12 protein-coding genes and 1 tRNA gene are annotated in these 16,840 nt (G+C 64.7%); 2 read left to right on the top strand and 11 right to left on the bottom strand.

Translation table 11 applies throughout. The features are described from left to right. Positions 1-3 precede the first annotated feature (3 nt). The 5 genes from AAE021_RS03275 to AAE021_RS03295 all read right to left on the bottom strand — a co-directional run bounded on the left by AAE021_RS03275 (position 4) and on the right by AAE021_RS03295 (position 8,354). Complete coding sequence (locus AAE021_RS03275) at positions 4-471, bottom strand: MarR family winged helix-turn-helix transcriptional regulator (protein ID WP_342024234.1); 468 nt, start codon at positions 469-471, stop codon at positions 4-6. A 9-nt stretch (positions 472-480) separates the two neighbouring features. After that, the gene (locus tag AAE021_RS03280) at positions 481-1,593 is read right to left on the bottom strand and encodes an LLM class flavin-dependent oxidoreductase (protein ID WP_342025294.1); all 1,113 of its coding nucleotides are present in this window, start codon (positions 1,591-1,593) and stop codon (positions 481-483) included. Between the two features lie 171 nt (positions 1,594-1,764). Then, positions 1,765-4,935 (bottom strand): efflux RND transporter permease subunit, encoded by a 3,171-nt coding sequence (locus AAE021_RS03285; protein WP_342024235.1) that lies wholly within the window; start codon positions 4,933-4,935, stop codon positions 1,765-1,767. Positions 4,936-5,083: 148 nt separating this feature from the next. Then, the gene (locus tag AAE021_RS03290) at positions 5,084-6,580 is read right to left on the bottom strand and encodes a malate:quinone oxidoreductase (protein ID WP_342024236.1); all 1,497 of its coding nucleotides are present in this window, start codon (positions 6,578-6,580) and stop codon (positions 5,084-5,086) included. A gap of 97 nt (positions 6,581-6,677) precedes the next feature. Next, positions 6,678-8,354, bottom strand: coding sequence for an ABC transporter substrate-binding protein (locus AAE021_RS03295; RefSeq protein WP_342024237.1), 1,677 nt, complete (start codon positions 8,352-8,354; stop codon positions 6,678-6,680). A gap of 195 nt (positions 8,355-8,549) precedes the next feature. On the opposite strand from AAE021_RS03295, the gene AAE021_RS03300 reads away from it, so the two are divergent. Next, the gene (locus AAE021_RS03300; RefSeq protein WP_342024238.1) at positions 8,550-10,331 is read left to right on the top strand and encodes an ABC transporter ATP-binding protein; all 1,782 of its coding nucleotides are present in this window, start codon (positions 8,550-8,552) and stop codon (positions 10,329-10,331) included. Between the two features lie 75 nt (positions 10,332-10,406). Here the strand turns inward: AAE021_RS03300 and AAE021_RS03305 are convergent, their stop codons facing one another. The 6 genes from AAE021_RS03305 to bcp form a co-directional block, all read right to left on the bottom strand. Further along, positions 10,407-11,348: an ABC transporter permease gene (locus AAE021_RS03305; protein WP_342024239.1), complete on the bottom strand. Its 942-nt coding sequence runs from the start codon at positions 11,346-11,348 to the stop codon at positions 10,407-10,409. After that, a complete protein-coding gene (locus AAE021_RS03310; RefSeq protein ID WP_342024240.1) occupies positions 11,345-12,349 on the bottom strand; it encodes an ABC transporter permease in 1,005 nt (334 codons plus the stop codon). The genes AAE021_RS03305 and AAE021_RS03310 overlap by 4 nt, the downstream gene beginning before the upstream one ends. Before the next feature lie 99 nt (positions 12,350-12,448). Then, entirely contained in the window at positions 12,449-14,146 is a 1,698-nt protein-coding gene (locus AAE021_RS03315) for an ABC transporter substrate-binding protein (RefSeq protein WP_342024241.1), read from the bottom strand. 251 nt (positions 14,147-14,397) lie between these two features. Beyond that, complete coding sequence (locus tag AAE021_RS03320) at positions 14,398-15,093, bottom strand: fasciclin domain-containing protein (RefSeq protein WP_342024242.1); 696 nt, start codon at positions 15,091-15,093, stop codon at positions 14,398-14,400. 304 nt (positions 15,094-15,397) lie between these two features. Further along, positions 15,398-15,482, bottom strand: a tRNA-Leu gene (locus tag AAE021_RS03325). Between the two features lie 66 nt (positions 15,483-15,548). Next, positions 15,549-16,016 carry a thioredoxin-dependent thiol peroxidase gene (gene bcp, locus AAE021_RS03330; protein WP_342024243.1) on the bottom strand — a complete coding sequence of 156 codons (468 nt, stop codon included), beginning with the start codon at positions 16,014-16,016 and terminating at the stop codon, positions 15,549-15,551. 145 nt (positions 16,017-16,161) lie between these two features. Between bcp and AAE021_RS03335 the strand changes: the two genes are divergently transcribed. Continuing rightward, on the top strand, positions 16,162-16,713 hold the full coding sequence (locus AAE021_RS03335) for a MarR family winged helix-turn-helix transcriptional regulator (protein ID WP_425362441.1): 552 nt from the start codon (positions 16,162-16,164) through the stop codon (positions 16,711-16,713). Positions 16,714-16,840 lie beyond the last annotated feature (127 nt).

A 16,840-nucleotide genomic window follows, 5' to 3' on the forward strand; every position in this document is an offset into this window, starting at 1 on the left:
GCACTACTCCGCGCTGGCCGCCAAGCTCGCCAGCACCTTGTCCGTGAGGGACTTCAACTGGTCCAGTTCCTCGCTGCTGAGCGCCGGAGCGAGCAGCTCGTGGATGCCGTGGACATGTGCCCGGCCCAGCCGGCGCTGCACGTCCCGGCCGGCATCGGTCAGCGCCAGCTCAACACCCCGCTGGTCATTTTCCGCCGGCCGGCGCTGGAGGAGTCCCTTGGCTTCCATCCGCTCCACCATGCGGCTGAGGCTGGGCTGACTGATCAGCAGATGCTCATTCAGCTCATTCAGGCGGGTCCAGCCGGTGGGGCAGCGGGTGAGGTTAAAGAGCACGTCGTACTCGCGCATGGTCAGCTCTTTGAAGGCCGGGTCCTTCTGGAGGCGCCGCATCACGCCCACCTGGGTCCGGAAGAGGGACTCCCAGGCCTCGGCTGCCTGTCGAACGGGAACGCTGCTGGTATCCAGGGACATGTCTCTAGCCTACTGAAGAGAAGGGGCCGCTGATGCATGCGGTGCCGCATTACGGGCCGCTTCCACCCGTGCGGCGTGCGTCGGACCTTCTGGAACATCGGCCGGGCGGCGGGAATCGAGCTCGCGCCGCAGCTCAGGCAGCACGTATTCGCCGAAGAGATCCAGCTGCTCCAGGACGGTCTTCAGGGGCAGGCCGGCATGGTCGATCAGGAAGAGCTGGCGCTGGTAGTCGCCGAAGTACTCCTGGAAGGAGAGCGTTTTTTCCAGGACTTCCTGCGGGCTGCCGACGGTCAGCGGCGTCTGCGCGGTGAAGTCCTCCATGGTGGGGCCGTGGCCGTACACCGGGGCGTTGTCGAAGTACGGACGGAATTCATTCACCGCGTCCTGAGAGTTACGCCGCATGAAGAACTGACCGCCCAAGCCAACAATCGCCTGGTCCGCGCGGCCGTGGCCGTAGTGCTCGTAGCGTTCGCGGTAGAGGCTGATGAGCTGCATGTAGTGCTCCTTCGGCCAGAAGATGTTGTTGGCAAAAAAGCCGTCGCCGAAGTAAGCGGCAATCTCAGCGACCTGGGGCGTGCGGATGGATCCGTGCCACACAAAGGGGGCGACGCCGTCGAGCGGGCGCGGCGTGGACGTGAAGTTGTGCAGCGGGGTGCGGAACTTCCCCTCCCAGTTCACGGTGTCCTTGTCCCACAGCTGGCGGAGCAGGTTGTAGTTTTCCACGGTCAGCTCCACCGAGTCCTGCATGTTCTTCCCGAACCAGGGGTAAACGGGCGCAGTGTTTCCGCGGCCCAGGACCAGGTCAACGCGGCCGTCGGCGAGGTGCTGCAGCATGGCAAAGTCCTCGGCAATTTTCACCGGATCATTGGTGGTGATCAGCGTGGTGGCTGTGGAGAGGATAATCCGCTCGGTCTGCGCGGCAATGTAGCCCAGCAGGGTGGTGGGGGAGCTGGCATAGAACGGCGGATTGTGGTGCTCGCCGGTCGCGTAAACGTCCATGCCAATCTCTTCGACCTTCTTGGCAATGGCCACAGCCGACTTGATCCGCTCACCTTCAGTGGGGATCCGCCCGGTGACGGGATCGCGGGTGATGTCGCTGACGCTGAATACGCCGATCTGCATGGTGTCCTCCAATGATTTGCCGGCCGCGGCCGAACTGCCTGCACTAAGTATATGCATTTGCATGTACTACCGGTAACTCCGGTCCGCAGGTAATCATTCCCGGCACACATTCAGCGGCCGGTGCACAGGCCCGCGCCCGGACCCGTGCGCGGCACGCAGGCCCGCGCCCGGTCAGACTCGTGCCGGGCCAGCCTCCGCCCCGGCCTCCCCGGCCGGCGGCCGGTCCGCAGCGTGCCGGCGGCGGCCTGCCCGCTTTTCCCGCGAGCCCTCCACCAGCCGGTACAGCACCGGAACCAGGATCAGGGTCAGCACCGTGGAGGACACCAGCCCGCCGATCACCACAATGGCCAGCGGCCGGGAGATGAAGCCGCCTTCACCGGTGACACCGAGGGCCATCGGAGTGAGGGCAAACACTGTGGCGAGTGCGGTCATCAGGATGGGCCGCAGCCGCTGCCGGGCGCCGCGCATGATGGCGTCGGCCACGTTCATGGCGGGCCGGCCATCGTGCGGGCGCCGGTACTGGTTGATCAGGTCCACCAGCACAATGGCGTTGGTGACCACAATCCCGACCAGCATCAGCATCCCCACCAGGGACGGAAGGCCCAGCGGCACCCCGGTGACCAGCAGGAGCAGGATGGCCCCGGTGGCGGCAAAGGGAACGGATACGAGCAGGATCAGCGGCTGGATCAGCGACTTGAAGGTGGCCACCATGATCACGTACACAATGGCGATCGCCGCCAGCAGGGCCAGGCCCAGCTGGGTGAAGGACTCGTTCTGCTGGGTGGCGGCACCGGACAGGGTTGCGGTGACGCTGGCCGGCAGATCCAACTGATCGAGTTCCGCCTGCACCTCGGTGATGGCCGCCCCCAGGTTGTCGCCCGCGGGGGCCACGGAGACGACGGCGGTGCGCTCGCCGCCGGAGGATGAGATCGACGTCGGGACATCCACTTCCTGGACCGTGGCCAGGGAACTCAGCGGCACCGTGCCTGAACCGGCCGGCACCGGGACCGCGCTCAGCTGCTCGACGCTGGTGATCGGTGTTCCCTCGCCGATCAGCACCGGGAAGTCATCGGTGCCAATCCGGATGGTTCCGCCCGGCAGCGGGCTGAGGGTGGAGGCCACCAGTCCTGCGATCTGCTGCTCGTTCAAGCCGGCGGCCACGGCCTTGGCGCGGTCAATGGAAATCTGGACCACGGGGGAGGAGGAGGAAAGGTTGCTGGTGACCTCGCCGGCGGAAGGCAGCTCGGACATGGCCTCCACCAGCTGATCGGCGGCCGGCTGCAGGTCGTTCGGGTCCCCGGCGGAGAGGCTGATGTCCACGGTGTTGGAGGTGCCGAAGCCGCCGCCGGTGGTTCCCAGCGTGACGTTCCCGGCGTCGTCGTCCAGGTTGTCCAGTTCCCGGCTCACGGTTTCCCGCAGTGCCACCTGGTCCACGCCGGGTTCGGTGATCACGGTGAAGGAAGCCACCGCGGACCCGCCGGCGGTAAACGCGGCAAAGCCGGAGCTCGAGGTGCCCATGGTGACCTGAACGTCCTTCACGCCCTCGGTGCCGCCGAGCACCTCCTCCACTTGTTCGGCGGCGGCGGACGTGGTTTCCAGCGATGTGCCCGGCGGCATTTCCTGCCGCACGCTGAACGTGTTCTGCCCGGTGTCCCCGAGGAGATTGGTCTGCAGCAGCGGGGTCATGGCCGCGGTGCCGACCAGCACGATAAGTCCGGCGGCCAGGGTGTAGACGGGATGACGCTGGGTGCCGCGCAGGATCGGCAGGTACCCGCGCTGCAGCAGCGTCCGGGACTCTTTGGCTTCCACCTCGGCCCGGTATGCGGCGGGATCTGCCACCGGCTGGGAGGACTTCAGGAACCAGTACGCCAGCACCGGCACAATCGTCAGCGACACCAGCAGCGATGCGAGCAGGGCCAGCGACGTGGTGATCGCGAACGGCCGGAACAGCTCACCGGACAAACCGCCCACAAAGGCGATCGGCGCAAACACGGCAACGGTGGTGAGCGTGGAAGCGGTGATGGCGCCGGCCACTTCGCGGACGGCGGTCAGGATGGCGGTGCGCTTGTCCGTGCCGTAGCCCAGGTGCCGCTTGATGTTTTCGATAACCACGATCGAGTCGTCCACCACGCGGCCGATCGCGATGGTCAGGGCGCCCAGGGTCAGGATGTTCAAGGAGTATCCAAACGCCAGCAGCCCGATGAACGTCACCAGCAGGGACAGCGGGATGGACACGGCGGTGACCAGCGTGGACCGCACCGAGAGCAGGAACACCAGGATGACCAGGACGGCGAAGCCCAGGCCCAGGATGCCTTCGGTGGTGAGGTTGGAGATGGATTCCTCAATGAAGGGAGCCTGATCGAAGACCACGGTGAACATTGCCCCGTTGCCCAGCTCGTCCTGCAGCGACGGCAGCAGATCCAGGACCTCGTGCGAGATGCCCACGGTGTCACCGGCGGGTGTCTTGGTGATGGAGACAGCGAGCGTGGGCTCCCCGTTGGTGCGGGTGATCGACGTGTTTTCGTCCTCAGTGATGTCCACGGAGGCGACGTCGCCAATGGTCACGGGGGCGCCGTCGTTCCCGCGTCCGCCGGAATCCCGGGAGGACTCCACCGGCAGTGCCGAGATTTTGTCCAAGCTGTCCAGCGGGCTGCCGACCTGGATGGGCAGGGACCGGGTGTCTTCGGAAACGGTGCCGGCCGGCACAAGGGCGCCACTGTTTTCCAGGGCCTCGGAAATGGCCGACGGCGAGACGCCCAGCGAAGCCAGAGCGGCCTGATCGGGCAGAATCGTGATGCTGCGGGTGGAGCCGCCGGTGACTTCGGCGGTCCGGACCCCTTCGATCTTCTGCAGCCGCGGAACGGTGAGCCGCTGCAGGTCGGCGTTGAGCTCGGCCAGCGGCTGGTCCGAGGACACGGCCAGGTACACAATCGGGAAGTCGCTGATGCTGCCGGCCAGGGACTGCGGATTGGTGTCCTCGGGCAGTAGCTGCCGGGCATTGGAGATGGCCCGATCCACCTGCCCGCGGGCACGGTCCAAATCGGTGCCGTAGGCAAAGGTCAGGTTGATGGTGGAGATGGAGTTCCGGGACGTGGCAGAGGAGGACTCCAGGCCCTCGACGGCGGTCAGGGCACCTTCCAGCGGTTCGCTGACCTGCTTGTCCACCACCTCCGGCGACGCGCCGGGCAGCGCCGTGATCACGGTGATCTGCGGAAACTCCAGCGACGGAATGAGCTCCTGCTTCAGGGATCCCATGGAGATCACCCCGAAGACGGCAATGAACACAGTGATCAGGGCAATGAGCGCCCGGTTGGAGAGGGAAAACTTGGCCAAACGGTCCATGAGCCTGCCTTCGGAAGGGCTGAACTATCGCATTTCGGCAAAACATCCCGGAAAACCCGGTTCCGGTACTTAACGTTCGTTGGACCGGGCCGACCGGATGGGTCAGCCCGGTCCAACGGGTGAAACTTTTTTCGGAGTGTGCCTGCGGTCAGCTCAGGCCGAGGACACGGTCGGTGTCCTTGGTGATTTCTTCCAGCAGCGACTCATTCTCGTTGAGCTTGACGCCGTAGCCCGGGATCATGTCCTTGAGCTTGGGCTCCCAGCCGGCAAATTCGGCGGGGAAGCAGCGCTTGAGCAGGTTCACCATGATGGGCGGGGCGGTGGAGGCACCCGGGGATGCGCCCAGCAGGGCGCCGATGGAGCCGTCGGCTCCGGTGATGAGCTCGGTGCCGAACTGCAGCACGCCGCCCTTCTTCGGGTCCTTCTTGATGACCTGCACGCGCTGGCCTGCGGTGATCAGTTCCCAGCCGTCGGTCACAGCACCCGGCATGAATTCCCGCAGTGCCGCCGTCTTGCCCTCGCGGGTCTTCAGAACTTCGGTAACCAAATATTTCACCAGTGACATGTTGTCCTTGGCCACGGCCAGCATCGGCACCAGGTTGTCCGGGCGGACGGAGCCGGGCAGGTCCAGGAAGGAACCACCCTTGAGGAACTTCGGGGAGAAGCCGCCGTACGGGCCGAACAGCAGCGAACGCTTGCCGTTGACGAATCGGGTGTCCAGGTGCGGAACGGACATGGGCGGGGCACCCACCGAGGCCTGGCCGTACACCTTGGCGTTGTGGCGGGCGATGATCGACTCATCGGTGGAGCGCAGGAACTGGCCGGAGACGGGGAAGCCACCAAAACCCTTGCCTTCGGGGATGCCGGAAGCCTGGAGCAGGTGCAGGGCGCCGCCGCCGCCGCCAACGAAGACGAAGCGGGCGGAAACCGTCCGGGTCTGTCCGGTGGCGCGGTTCTTGACCTTGACGTCCCAGCCTCCGTTGGAGGAACGGGAAACGTTGTTGACCTCGTGGCCAAAGTTCATTTCCACGCCGTTGTTACCCAGGTACCCGGTGAGCTCACGGGTCAGGGCGCCGAAGTCGACGTCGGTGCCGCCGACCACGCGGGACGCGGCAACGCGCTGCGAGGGATCGCGGCCTTCCATGATCAGCGGAGCCCATTCGGCCAGCTGGGCGTGGTCCTCGGAGAACTCCATGGTCTTGAACAGCGGCTGCGCGCTCAGCGACTCGTACCGGCGGCGCAGGTACTCGGAGTGCGCGTCACCCCAAACGAAGCTCATGTGCGGCAGCGGGTTGACGAAGTTGTTCGAGATGTGCCCGGAGGAGATCATGTGGGCCCAGAACTGCCGGGTGACCTGGAACTGTTCGTTGATGCCCACGGCCTTGGCCGGGTCAACGGAGCCGTCGGGTCCGGCTGGGCTGTAGTTCAGCTCGCAGAGCGCGGCGTGGCCGGTCCCGGCATTGTTCCAGGGGTCCGAGCTTTCCAAGCCTGCGCGGTCGAGGCGCTCAAACAGGGAAATGTCCCAGTCCGGCGCGAGCTGCTTCAGGAACGCCCCGAGGGTCGCGCTCATGATGCCGCCGCCGATCAGCAGTACATCGGTCTTTGTTGCGGACGTGTCCGCGGGGCTATTAGCAGTCAACTTCATATCTCCAGTCGCGAGGGCGCTAGCTCTAGAAGCGTATCGCTCCGGGGGCCCTTACTAAAATCACCTCTTGCCCGCCGGAGCACCGGACTGCGGGTAGTTACTGTTCCCGGAGCTCGATCCGGTTGAAGACCTCGTTGAGCAGGGGGGAGGTGGGGTAGGCCGCAACCCGGGGGGACAGCGCCAGCGCCGAGATGGGGAACGCCAGCGGAACAGCCGGCACGCGGGTGGAGATGCGGTCGCTGATGGCTGTATATGCTTCAGTCTGCTCGGGTCCGGATTCCAGCGTGCGGGCACGGTCGATCTTGCTCAGCAGCTGGGCGTCGTCGTACGCGAATTCCTCGGTGTAGCTGCCAAAGAGGCTTCCCACGAAGTTGTCAGGGTCGTCGTAGGTGCCGCTGATACCGAACAGGTGCAGGGCGCGGTCGCCGCTGCGCTGCACGCTCTGCACGTAGTCGTCGGACCATTCCACCGGCACCGGCTTGATGTTCAGGCCCGCGGCCGTGAGCTGCCGGCTGAGCTCGGCGTAGACGCGCTCCGGCGTCGGCAGGTAGGCGCGGGTGACATGGCGGGGATAATGGAAGGGCAGCTCGGCGCCGTCGTAGCCGGCTTCCTTGAGCAGTTCCGCGGCCCGTTCCGGATCGTAGCCGTAGCTGGTCACGGAGCCTGAGCTGACGCCGAGTTTTTCGGGCACAAACTGGTTGGCCTGCTTGGTGCCGTTCAGGAACAGGCCGTCCAGCAGGGCATCCTTGTCAATGGCGTGCGCAATGGCCTGGCGCATTTTGATGTTGTCCAGGCCGGGGAAGGCCTGGTTGATGCCCAAGTACATGATCGAGTAGGGGTCGCGCTGCAGGATCTGCATGCCGTTGCGGGCCAGATCATCCACATCGGACACGGTGACCAGGTCATAGCCGTCCACCTCGCCGGATTTCAGCGCGCGCAGCCGGCTGGCCGGGCTGGTCATCACCTTGAAGACAATGGCGGCAGTCTGGCCGCGTTCGCCCCAGTAATCCGGGTACGAGGCCAGGCGCACCTCGTCGCCTTCCCAGGACTCCAGGACGAAGGGGCCGGTACCCACCGGATGCGATGCATACTCGGACATCTTCTGCCCGTCCCTGTCCCCGTTCAGGGCATCGGCGCTGAACCGCTGCAGGGCTGCGGGGGAGGACATCGCAAACTCCGGCGAGGCCAGCGCGGGAATGAACGCGGCAAGGCGGGTTGCCAGTTCGATGCTGACCGTGTGCTCGTCCACGGCGGTGCTGGATTTGTAGACCGCGAGGGCGGGACTGTCCGAATATGCGTTGAAGACAGCCTCGTAGGCCAGATGTCCGGACCCGCGGGCCGACGCCGGCAGGTTGAACCAGCGGTCAAAATTGGCACAGACAGCGGCGGCGTTGAAGGGCTCGCCGTCGTGGAACGTCACGCCCCGGCGCAGCTTGAAGGTGTAGGTCCGGCCGTCTTCGGACTGGGTCCAGCTTTCGGCCAGCAGGGGAGTGGGAGCGGAGGTCAGGGGGTCGACGCCGACCAGCCCCTCCAGGATCTGCCGGGTGATGCGGTGGCTTTCCGTATCCGTGACCAGCGCGGGATCCAGGCCCGCCGGGCGGGCAGCAGTGGCGAAGGTGAAGGTGGCGTTGGGGGTGCTGGGGGTTCCGGACGCGGAACCGGACGGGGTGAGTTCGCCGTCGGGTTCAGTGGCGGTGCATCCGGCGATGGCCAGTGCGCCGAGCAGTGCACCGGCCCGTAGGAAGGAGCGGCGGCCGATGCCGGAATCTGTCACAGCTGTTGTTCTCCTCCGGGACGCTCCATCCCTTTTTTGTCTTGCGGTGTTTGTCCTACGGTGTTTGCCGGTGGCATCGCTGCCGGGGCATTTTCCGGACTTTTCGCACGGATAACCAGTCTAAATGATTAAAAACTGGTAAAGGCCGGTGAGACACGGCTCACACCAGTGCTCCGAGTAAGGCAGGATAGGGAAATGACTGAAATGAGCCCTGACACCCCCCTGCTTGAGGTGACCGATCTCGCGGTTAACTTCCGCACGACCGACGGCGAAGTCCAAGCGGTCAAGAACGCGTCCTTCACGATCGGCAGGGGCCGGACCCTGGCCATCGTGGGGGAGTCCGGATCGGGTAAGTCCACCACCGCCATGGCCGTTATCGGCCTGCTGCCCGGCAACGGCAAGGTTGCCTCGGGCAGTATCCGTTTTGACGGAACCGAGCTCGTGGGAATGCCGGAATCCAAGATGCGCGCCATCCGGGGCCGGTCCATCGGCCTCGTGCCGCAGGACCCCATGTCCAACCTGAACCCGGTCACGAAGATTGGCACCCAGGTGGCCGAAACCCTGCTGGTGCACGGAATGGCCACCTCCAAGGACGTGGACCGCAAAGTCATCGAAGTTCTCACTGCGGCCGGCCTGCCGGACGCCGCGGAGCGCGCCAAACAGTATCCCCATGAGTTCTCCGGCGGCATGCGCCAGCGCGCCCTGATCGCCATTGGCCTCGCATGCCGTCCGCGGCTGCTGATCGCCGACGAACCGACATCGGCTCTGGACGTCACCGTCCAGCGGACCATCCTGGACCAGATCGGCAGAATGACCGAGGAGCTGGGGACGTCGGTGCTGCTGATTACCCATGATCTGGGTCTGGCCGCCGAGCGCGCCTCCGAGCTGGTGGTGATGCACCGCGGCCTGGTGGTGGAAACCGGCCCGGCGCGCCAGCTGCTGGAAGACCCGCAGCATCCCTACACCCAGGCCCTGGTGGCGGCCGCCCCCAGCGTGGCGGCGGTGCGGCTGAGCCCCGGCGCCTACCAGGTCCCCGCGGCGCAGCGGTTGAAACTGGCCGAGGAAGTCTATGCCGAGCACTCCGGCACGGAGGGGCTGGCCGGTGAAGACGCCGCCGTTCCTGCAGCGGCTGAGGCTGCCGCGGCCGGTACTGAGCCTGGAGCTCCCGGCGTCCCGGATAACATCGTGGAAATCCGCGACCTGACCAAGGTGTTCAAGATCCGCGGACGCTCCGATGACTTTTACGCGGCACGCAACGTGACCCTGGATATTCCCCGCGGGCGGACCGTGGCGATCGTGGGTGAATCCGGCTCCGGCAAGACGACCACCGCCCGGATGCTGCTCAAGTTGATTGAACCAACCAGCGGCACCATGACCTTCGACGGAATCGACGTTGGGAGTCTGGAAAAGGGCAAGCTGCGCGAGTTCCGGCAGCGGGTGCAGCCGATTTTCCAGGATCCATACTCATCGCTGGACCCCATGTTCACCATTGAACGGATCCTCGATGAGCCGCTGAAAACCTATAAGCGCGGCTCCAAGAGCGAGCGGGCCGCGAGGGTGCGCGAACTGATGGACCAGGTGGCACTGCCGCATTCGATGCTGCGCCGCTATCCCGCTGAGCTGTCCGGCGGACAGCGCCAGCGGGTTGCCATCGCCAGGGCGCTGGCGCTGAAGCCGGAGCTGATTGTCTGTGACGAGCCGGTGTCGGCGCTGGATGTGCTGGTCCAGGCCCAGATCCTGAAACTGCTGGGAGACCTGCAGGCAGAGCTGGGGCTGAGCTACCTTTTCATCTCCCATGACCTGGCCGTGGTCCGGCTGATTTCGGACTATGTGTGCGTCATGAAGGACGGCGAGCTGGTGGAGGCGGCGTCCTCCGAAGAGGTCTTCTCCAATCCCCGGCACCCATATACGCGCAAGCTGCTGGCCTCCATTCCGGGCAACGAACTGAACATCGGCGAGGACGAGCTGGCCTCCTGACGCCCGGATCCGCAAACAGAAGAGGTGCCGCCCGTTGGGGCGGCACCACTTCTGCGTTGTGGCCGGTTGGTCCGGCTACTTCTTGCGGGTTTTCGGATCCAGGGCCTCGCGCAGGGACTCGCCCAGCAGTGTGAAGCCCAGCGCCGTGATGGCGATGCAGATACCCGGCAGGAACGCCAGCTGCGGCGCCACCGCCAGTTCATTCTGCGCGTAGGTGAGCATGCGTCCCCACTCGGCGGTCTGCGGCTTGCCGCCGCCCAGTCCGAGGAAGGACAGCGCGGCTGCGTCGATGACGGCGGTGGCCAGGGTCAGGGTGCCCTGGACAATAACCGGACCCATGCTGTTGGGCAGCAAATGGCTCATGGTGATGGTCCGCCGGCTCAGCCCCAGGGACTGCGCGGAGAGGATGTAGTCGGCGCTGCGCTGGGAAATCATGGAGGAGCGCAGGAGGCGGGCGAAAATGGGCACCTGCGATACCCCGATGGCGATCATGATCGCGTAGGTGTTCTGCCCCAGGATGGCGGCGATGCTCACAGCCAGCAGCAGGTTCGGCACGGAGAGCAGGATGTCCACAAAGCGCATGATGACGTTGTCCACCCAACCGCCCAACCCGCCTGCGATGACGCCGAGCAGCATGCCGCCCGCGAGTCCGAGAGCGGTGGAGACAATACCGATGATCAGCGACGCACGTGCGCCCCAGATCAACTTGGAGAGGACATCGCCGCCAAAGCGGTCCAGGCCCAGCGGGTACTCGGCAATCTCGCCGGGTCCGGGGATGGACGTGGGCGTGATTTCGGTCCGGCCGGGGAGGGCGTCGCCGCCGAACGGTGCCAGCAGCGGGGCCAACAGGGCAACCAGGATGAACACCCCGACAATGACGGCTCCGGCGATTGCCGCCGGGTTGCGCTTCAGCCGGTCAAAGGCGGACCTCCACATGCCGCTGCCGCGGGTGTCCACCTGCACGGGCTCGTCCGGACGAACTGCGCCGCCGGGCGCCGGCGGGAGAATCGTACTCATTGAACCCTCACCCTCGGGTCGATAAAGCCGTAGGAAATGTCAACGATCAGGTTGATCAGTGAATACGCTATGGCGATGAAAATGATGAATCCCTGCAGGACCGGATAGTCCAGGTTGAAAATGGCGTCACGAAGGAACCGCCCCACGCCGCTGAAGGCGAAGACGGTTTCGGTCAGCACCGCGCCGGAGATCAGCAGGCCGGTCTGCAGGCCAATGGTCGTGGTCACGGGAAGCATGGCGTTGCGCAGCACAAAGCGGCCGCGGATGGTCTTTTCCATCAGGCCCTTGGCGCGGGCGGTGCGGACATAGTCGGCGCCCTGGACCTCCAGCACCGAAGCACGGGTAATGCGCACGATGATGGCCAGCGGAATGGTGCCAAGCGCAATTCCCGGAAGGACCAGGTGCATGACCGCATCCCAGGAAGCGTCCCATTCCCGGGTCAACAGCCCGTCAAGGACATAGAAGTCAGTGACGTGAGTGGCATCGATGCGGGGATCCTGCCTGCCGTCCGGGGGAAACACCGGAAGCTGGATGGCCAGCAGCCACTTGAGGATGAAGGCCAGGAAGAACACCGGCACCGTGATGCCCAGCAGCGACAGCACCACCGAGGAATGGTCCCAGAAGCGGCCATAGTGGGTGGCGGCAAGGTATCCGAGCGGGATGCCGATGCCGATGGCGAAGATCAGTGCCACCACTGCCAGTTCCAGCGTGGCCGGGAAACGGGTGGCGAATTCTTCCAGGACCGGACGCCCGGTCACGATCGAGGTGCCAAAATCACCCCGCAGAAGCTTGCCGACGTAGGTGAAGTACTGCTCGATGAGGGGCCGGTCGAAACCGTAGGCCGCGTTGATCGCTGCGACGGCGTCAGGGGTGGCCTTGTCTCCGAGGAGGGCCGTGGCCGGACCACCGGGCAGGTTGCGCACCCACACGAACAAAAGGATGGACAGCCCGATAAGGGTGGGAATCAGCATGAGAAGGCGTTTGCCGATGACTTGCAGCACAGATGTCCTTTCTCAGCGGGGAAAACCAAGCTGGAGGAGAAGGGGGAGAGGACAGAAAGCGGGCCGGGGCGTCCCGTAGGAACCCCGGCCCGCGTGCTGCTACTTGGTGAGTTTGATCTTGTTGAACACTTCGTCGTTAACCGGGCTGGCGGGGTAGGACTCCACGCGCTCGGCGAAGGCCAGCGAAGGTGCGGGATGAGCCAGCGGTACGGCCGGGACAAACTGTGCAATGTCCTCGTTGATCTGCTCGTACAGCGGGGTCTGCTCCTCCAGGCTGCTCACCTGGCGGGCTTCTTCGAGGGCGTTGAAGATCTCCGGGTTGTTGAAGCCGAATTCGGGCTTCTCTCCGCCGAAGAACACGCCAACAAAGTTGTCGGTGTCGTTGTAGTCGCCGGTCCAGCCCAGCAGGTGAATGCCGTGGTCTTCGGAAACCTGCACGCGGTCGAGGTAGTCCGGGGACCACTTGTTCGGCTGCGGGTTGACCTTGATGCCAACCTCTTCAAGCTGGGCGGTGATGTTGGTGTAGACCTGCTCCGGGGTGGGCATGTACGGACGCGAAACACCGGTCGGGTAGTTGAAGTCCACCGTGAAGCCGTCGGGGTAGCCGGCCTCGGCAAGCAGCGACTTGGCCTTTTCCGGGTCGTACTCGTACTCGGTGACGTCCTCGTTGTAGCCGTTGACGACGTCGGGAATGAACTGGCTGGCCACCTTGGTGCCCTCGGGCAGCGTCTGGTCAACCAGGGCCTGCTTGTCGATGGCGTGGGCGATCGCCTGGCGGACCAGCGGATCCGAGAGCTCTTCCACCTTCTGGTTCATGCCCAGGTACAGGATGGTGAACGGCTCGCGGGCCATCACGTTGTACCCGGCGTCAGCCAGGGACTCGGTGTCGGCCGGTGCCACCAGGTCGTAGCCGTCAATGGTGCCGGCCTCCAGCGACTGGCGCCGAGAGTTGGGATCGTCGATGACGCGGAAGATGATGTCGGTGACCTGGCCCTGCTCGCCCCAGTAGTCCTCGTAGGCGGAGAGGGTGATCTGGTTGCCCACTTCCCAGGCGTCGAACTTGAACGGACCGGTGCCGGTGGGGTGGCCCTTGGCGTACTCGCTCAGGGTCGGAGCCTCAGCCGTGCCGGAGGCGGCGTTGGCATCGAACTCCTCCATCGCCGCCGGGCTCTGCATGGCGAAGGCCGGGAGAGAGAGCGCCGCGATGAATCCGGCAAACGGCTTGGCCAGTGTCACTACCGCTTCAGTGTCGCCGGTGGCTTCGCAGGACTCGTACGTGGCGGTCTCCGGTGAATCGGAGAAGCCCTTGAAGAGCTTGCTGTAGTAGTAGGCCAGGCTTTCTTCCTGCTGGATCCCGGTGAAGTTGTACCAGCGGTCAAAGTTGGCGCAGACTGCCTCGGCGTTGAACTCCGTGCCGTCATGGAAGGTGACGCCTTCCTCCAGCGCGAAGGTGTAGGTCAGTGCGTCCTCGGACGTTTCCCAGGACTTGGCCAGCAGCGGCTCCGGATCAGCGGTGCCCGCTTTCACGCCAACGAGGCCCTCGAAGATCTGGCGGCTGACGCGGAAGGACTCGCCGTCGGAGGCGAAGGCCGGGTCAAGCGACTTGGGGTCCGAGGACGCCGCGAAAACAAAGGTTCCGTCCACGTCGGAGGAGGCACCGGCGTCGCCGGTCCCCTCCTCGCGCTCGCTCTGGGCACAGCCGGAAAGGATCAGGGCGCTGAGGGCAATTCCTGCCGTGAGCGCAGCAGCCCGCCGCGGTGGGCGTCCGCCGTTCTTGGTTCGGCCAGCAAATGACATGGTTCTAACTCCTCTGGGGCGAGTGTTACCCGTGCAAACGGCGGGCACCGCGTGGTCTGTGTCATCCGATGTGTCGTATGACACACAAACATATGGACAGAGCCTAATGGTTAGCTGTGGATCTGTAGGCATTGAGGCTCCCGGCGGCGCGGTCACAATTTGGTCACGCAAAAGGCGGACGTTCCCGGTGGGAACGTCCGCCTTATCGCTGATTCGGGCTGCCGGCGGTGCCGGGCTTTACCAGAGGTGGGTTACATGGCGGGCATCAGGACGGTGTCCAGCAGGTAGACCGTGGCGTTCTTGGTCTGGACGCCGCCGCAGACGACGGCGGAATCGTCAACCATGAGGCTGTCGCCGGAGCCGGTGACCTCAACCTCGCCACCGTTGACCGTGGCGTACATGCCCGAGAGCTCATCAGGGGTCATCTGGCCGGGAACCACGTGGTAGGTCAGGATGCTGGAGAGCAGGTCAGGATCGGTCTTCAGGGTCTCGATGGTGGCCGGATCCAGCTTGGCGAAGGCGTCATCGGTGGGTGCGAAGACCGTGAACTCGGAGCCGTTCAGCGTATCCACCAGGTTGACATCGGGGTTCAGCTGGCCGGAGACCGCTGCGGTCAAGGTGGTCAGCATCGGGTTGTTCGATGCGGCGGTGGCAACCGGGTCCAGGGACATTCCCTCGATCGAGCCGGCTCCATCAGGAACAGCCGCTGCGTAGTCCGCGCAGCTGGCGCCGACGAGGTTGGCGGCGGGATCGGCGCTCATGGATTCCGTTGCGTCGGGGCTCATGGACTCCGAAGCCGACGGCGACATGCTGGACTCCGAGGCCATTCCCGATTCGGAGCTGTCGGAGGAGCTCTCGGTGGAGTCGGTGCTGCAGGCAGCCATGCCCAGCATGGAGACGGCGGCGATTCCGAGGATGGAAATGTTCCGGCGGGTCTTGAAAGCCATGGTGTTTCTCCTTCTGGCGAGGGTCCCGCCCGGCGGGACCTCGTGGTTGGTATGAACACCTCTTGGTGCGAGGTCTCAGAAGGTCTTCGGCTCAGCTCCGGAACCGGATGGGTTGGGAGTGGAAAAGATTTTGACCCACGTCACAGCGCACGTATCCGCTGCCGGATCTGCCGGACATCCATCGGGTCCAGGAATCCCACGACCGGCGGCCGCCGGCCCGGGCAAAAGAAAACACCCCGGTCCGAAGACCGGGGTGTTACCTATGCCGCGACTCATCCGGAAACGGGAGTCCGACTCATTCCAATGGTGCGCGAGGAGGGACTTGAACCCACACGTCCGAAGACACTGGAACCTAAATCCAGCGCGTCTACCAATTCCGCCACTCGCGCTCAGGTTGTCACTGCCGCGAAATTTCCGCGAAAAGGCACAAAACCAGCCTCCAGTGTACCCGAGTTTCAGGCCAGTCCGAGATCACGCTCCAGCTTGGCAACGTGCCCGGTGGCCTTCACGTTGTACTGGGCCAGGGAAACGGCGCCTTCGGGGTCCACCACCACGGTCGAGCGGATCAGACCCTCGTAGGTCTTGCCGTAGTTTTTCTTCTCGCCCCATGCTCCATAGGCTTCGGCCACGGCATGGTCGGGGTCGGAGAGCAGCGGGAAGTTGAGGTGTTCGGCCTCCGCGAATTTCTCCAGCTTGGGGATCGGGTCGGGGGAGACCCCGACGACGGCGTACCCGGCATCCTGGAGCGTGTTCAGGTTGTCCCGGAAGTCACAGGCCTGGGTGGTGCAGCCGGGAGTCGCCGCTGCGGGGTAGAAGTACACGATGGTGCTGCGGCCCCGGAAATCGGAGAGCGATACGGACGCGGAGTCGGTGGCCGGAAGAGTGAAATCAGGGGCTTTTTCACCGGGGGACAGGCGGGGCATAGGTCTCTCCTTGGTATCAATGGGCGATCCGGCTGTGTCACAGCGCGACAGCGCGCGGCCTAGGTGGCTATCCTAGTATGTGGTGGATTTGTAGGTTATCCGATCGGCCATCAAATCCTCACAGTGAAAGGAAGAGTCCTCTTTTATGCCCGATATGGAGCACTGGCCCACGGGTCGCCTGTTGTCGACGGCGGCACGCCTGGTCGAACACGCCTGGAATGAAAGGCTTGTCCGCATTGGCGTCACCCATGCCGGAGTGATCGCGCTGGGAGTCCTGGATTCCCAGGGTCCAATGACGCAGGCGCATCTGGCGCAGCTTGTCCGGGTTCAGGCCCAGACAATGGGTAAAACCCTCTCGCGGCTCGAGGCCCACGGTCACGTGGCGCGGGTTCGCAATGATCTGGACAGACGAAGCCACATGGTCTCCATCACCCCGCAGGGAGTGGAGGCGCTGCGCGAAGCCCAAAATATCGAGCGCACCCTGATTGAGGGCGGCGAGCTGATGTCCGAGGCACTTCGCGGGCAGCTGCGCAACGTCATCAGGGAGCTGGGAAACCCCCGCTGGCAGCTTGCCGTGGATGTTCCCGGGCTGCCTATTCCCGTTGTCCCTGCCGAGGAAATTGTCGGGGCTCCGACGCCGGAAGAAACTCCTGCCGGGGACGCTGGCACCGAAGCCGCGAAAACCGAGAGCGCCTAGCCCGGAGCAAAATCATTGTAAAAAGAGGCACGTCCCCGCCGGGGCGTGCCTCTTTTGCAGTTGAGGGGCGGTTCTTCCGCCGTTCAGGTCTTCCGCCTTTCAGGGCGGACACCCTGCGCACAACAAA

The organism is Arthrobacter citreus (assembly GCF_038405225.1).
Lineage (GTDB): Bacteria > Actinomycetota > Actinomycetes > Actinomycetales > Micrococcaceae > Arthrobacter_B > Arthrobacter_B citreus_A.

Excerpts from the sequence above, each read along its gene's own strand:
- AAE021_RS03320 (WP_342024242.1), bottom strand. The coding sequence starts at position 15,093 with ATGGCTTTCAAGACCCGCCGGAACATTTCCATCCTCGGAATCGCCGCC.
- AAE021_RS03275 (WP_342024234.1), bottom strand. The coding sequence starts at position 471 with ATGTCCCTGGATACCAGCAGCGTTCCCGTTCGACAGGCAGCCGAGGCC.
- bcp (WP_342024243.1), bottom strand. The coding sequence starts at position 16,016 with ATGCCCCGCCTGTCCCCCGGTGAAAAAGCCCCTGATTTCACTCTTCCG.
- AAE021_RS03305 (WP_342024239.1), bottom strand. The coding sequence starts at position 11,348 with ATGAGTACGATTCTCCCGCCGGCGCCCGGCGGCGCAGTTCGTCCGGAC.
- AAE021_RS03280 (WP_342025294.1), bottom strand. The coding sequence starts at position 1,593 with ATGCAGATCGGCGTATTCAGCGTCAGCGACATCACCCGCGATCCCGTC.
- AAE021_RS03285 (WP_342024235.1), bottom strand. The coding sequence starts at position 4,935 with ATGGACCGTTTGGCCAAGTTTTCCCTCTCCAACCGGGCGCTCATTGCC.
- AAE021_RS03300 (WP_342024238.1), top strand. The coding sequence starts at position 8,550 with ATGACTGAAATGAGCCCTGACACCCCCCTGCTTGAGGTGACCGATCTC.
- AAE021_RS03315 (WP_342024241.1), bottom strand. The coding sequence starts at position 14,146 with ATGTCATTTGCTGGCCGAACCAAGAACGGCGGACGCCCACCGCGGCGG.
- AAE021_RS03290 (WP_342024236.1), bottom strand. The coding sequence starts at position 6,580 with ATGAAGTTGACTGCTAATAGCCCCGCGGACACGTCCGCAACAAAGACC.
- AAE021_RS03335 (WP_425362441.1), top strand. The coding sequence starts at position 16,162 with ATGCCCGATATGGAGCACTGGCCCACGGGTCGCCTGTTGTCGACGGCG.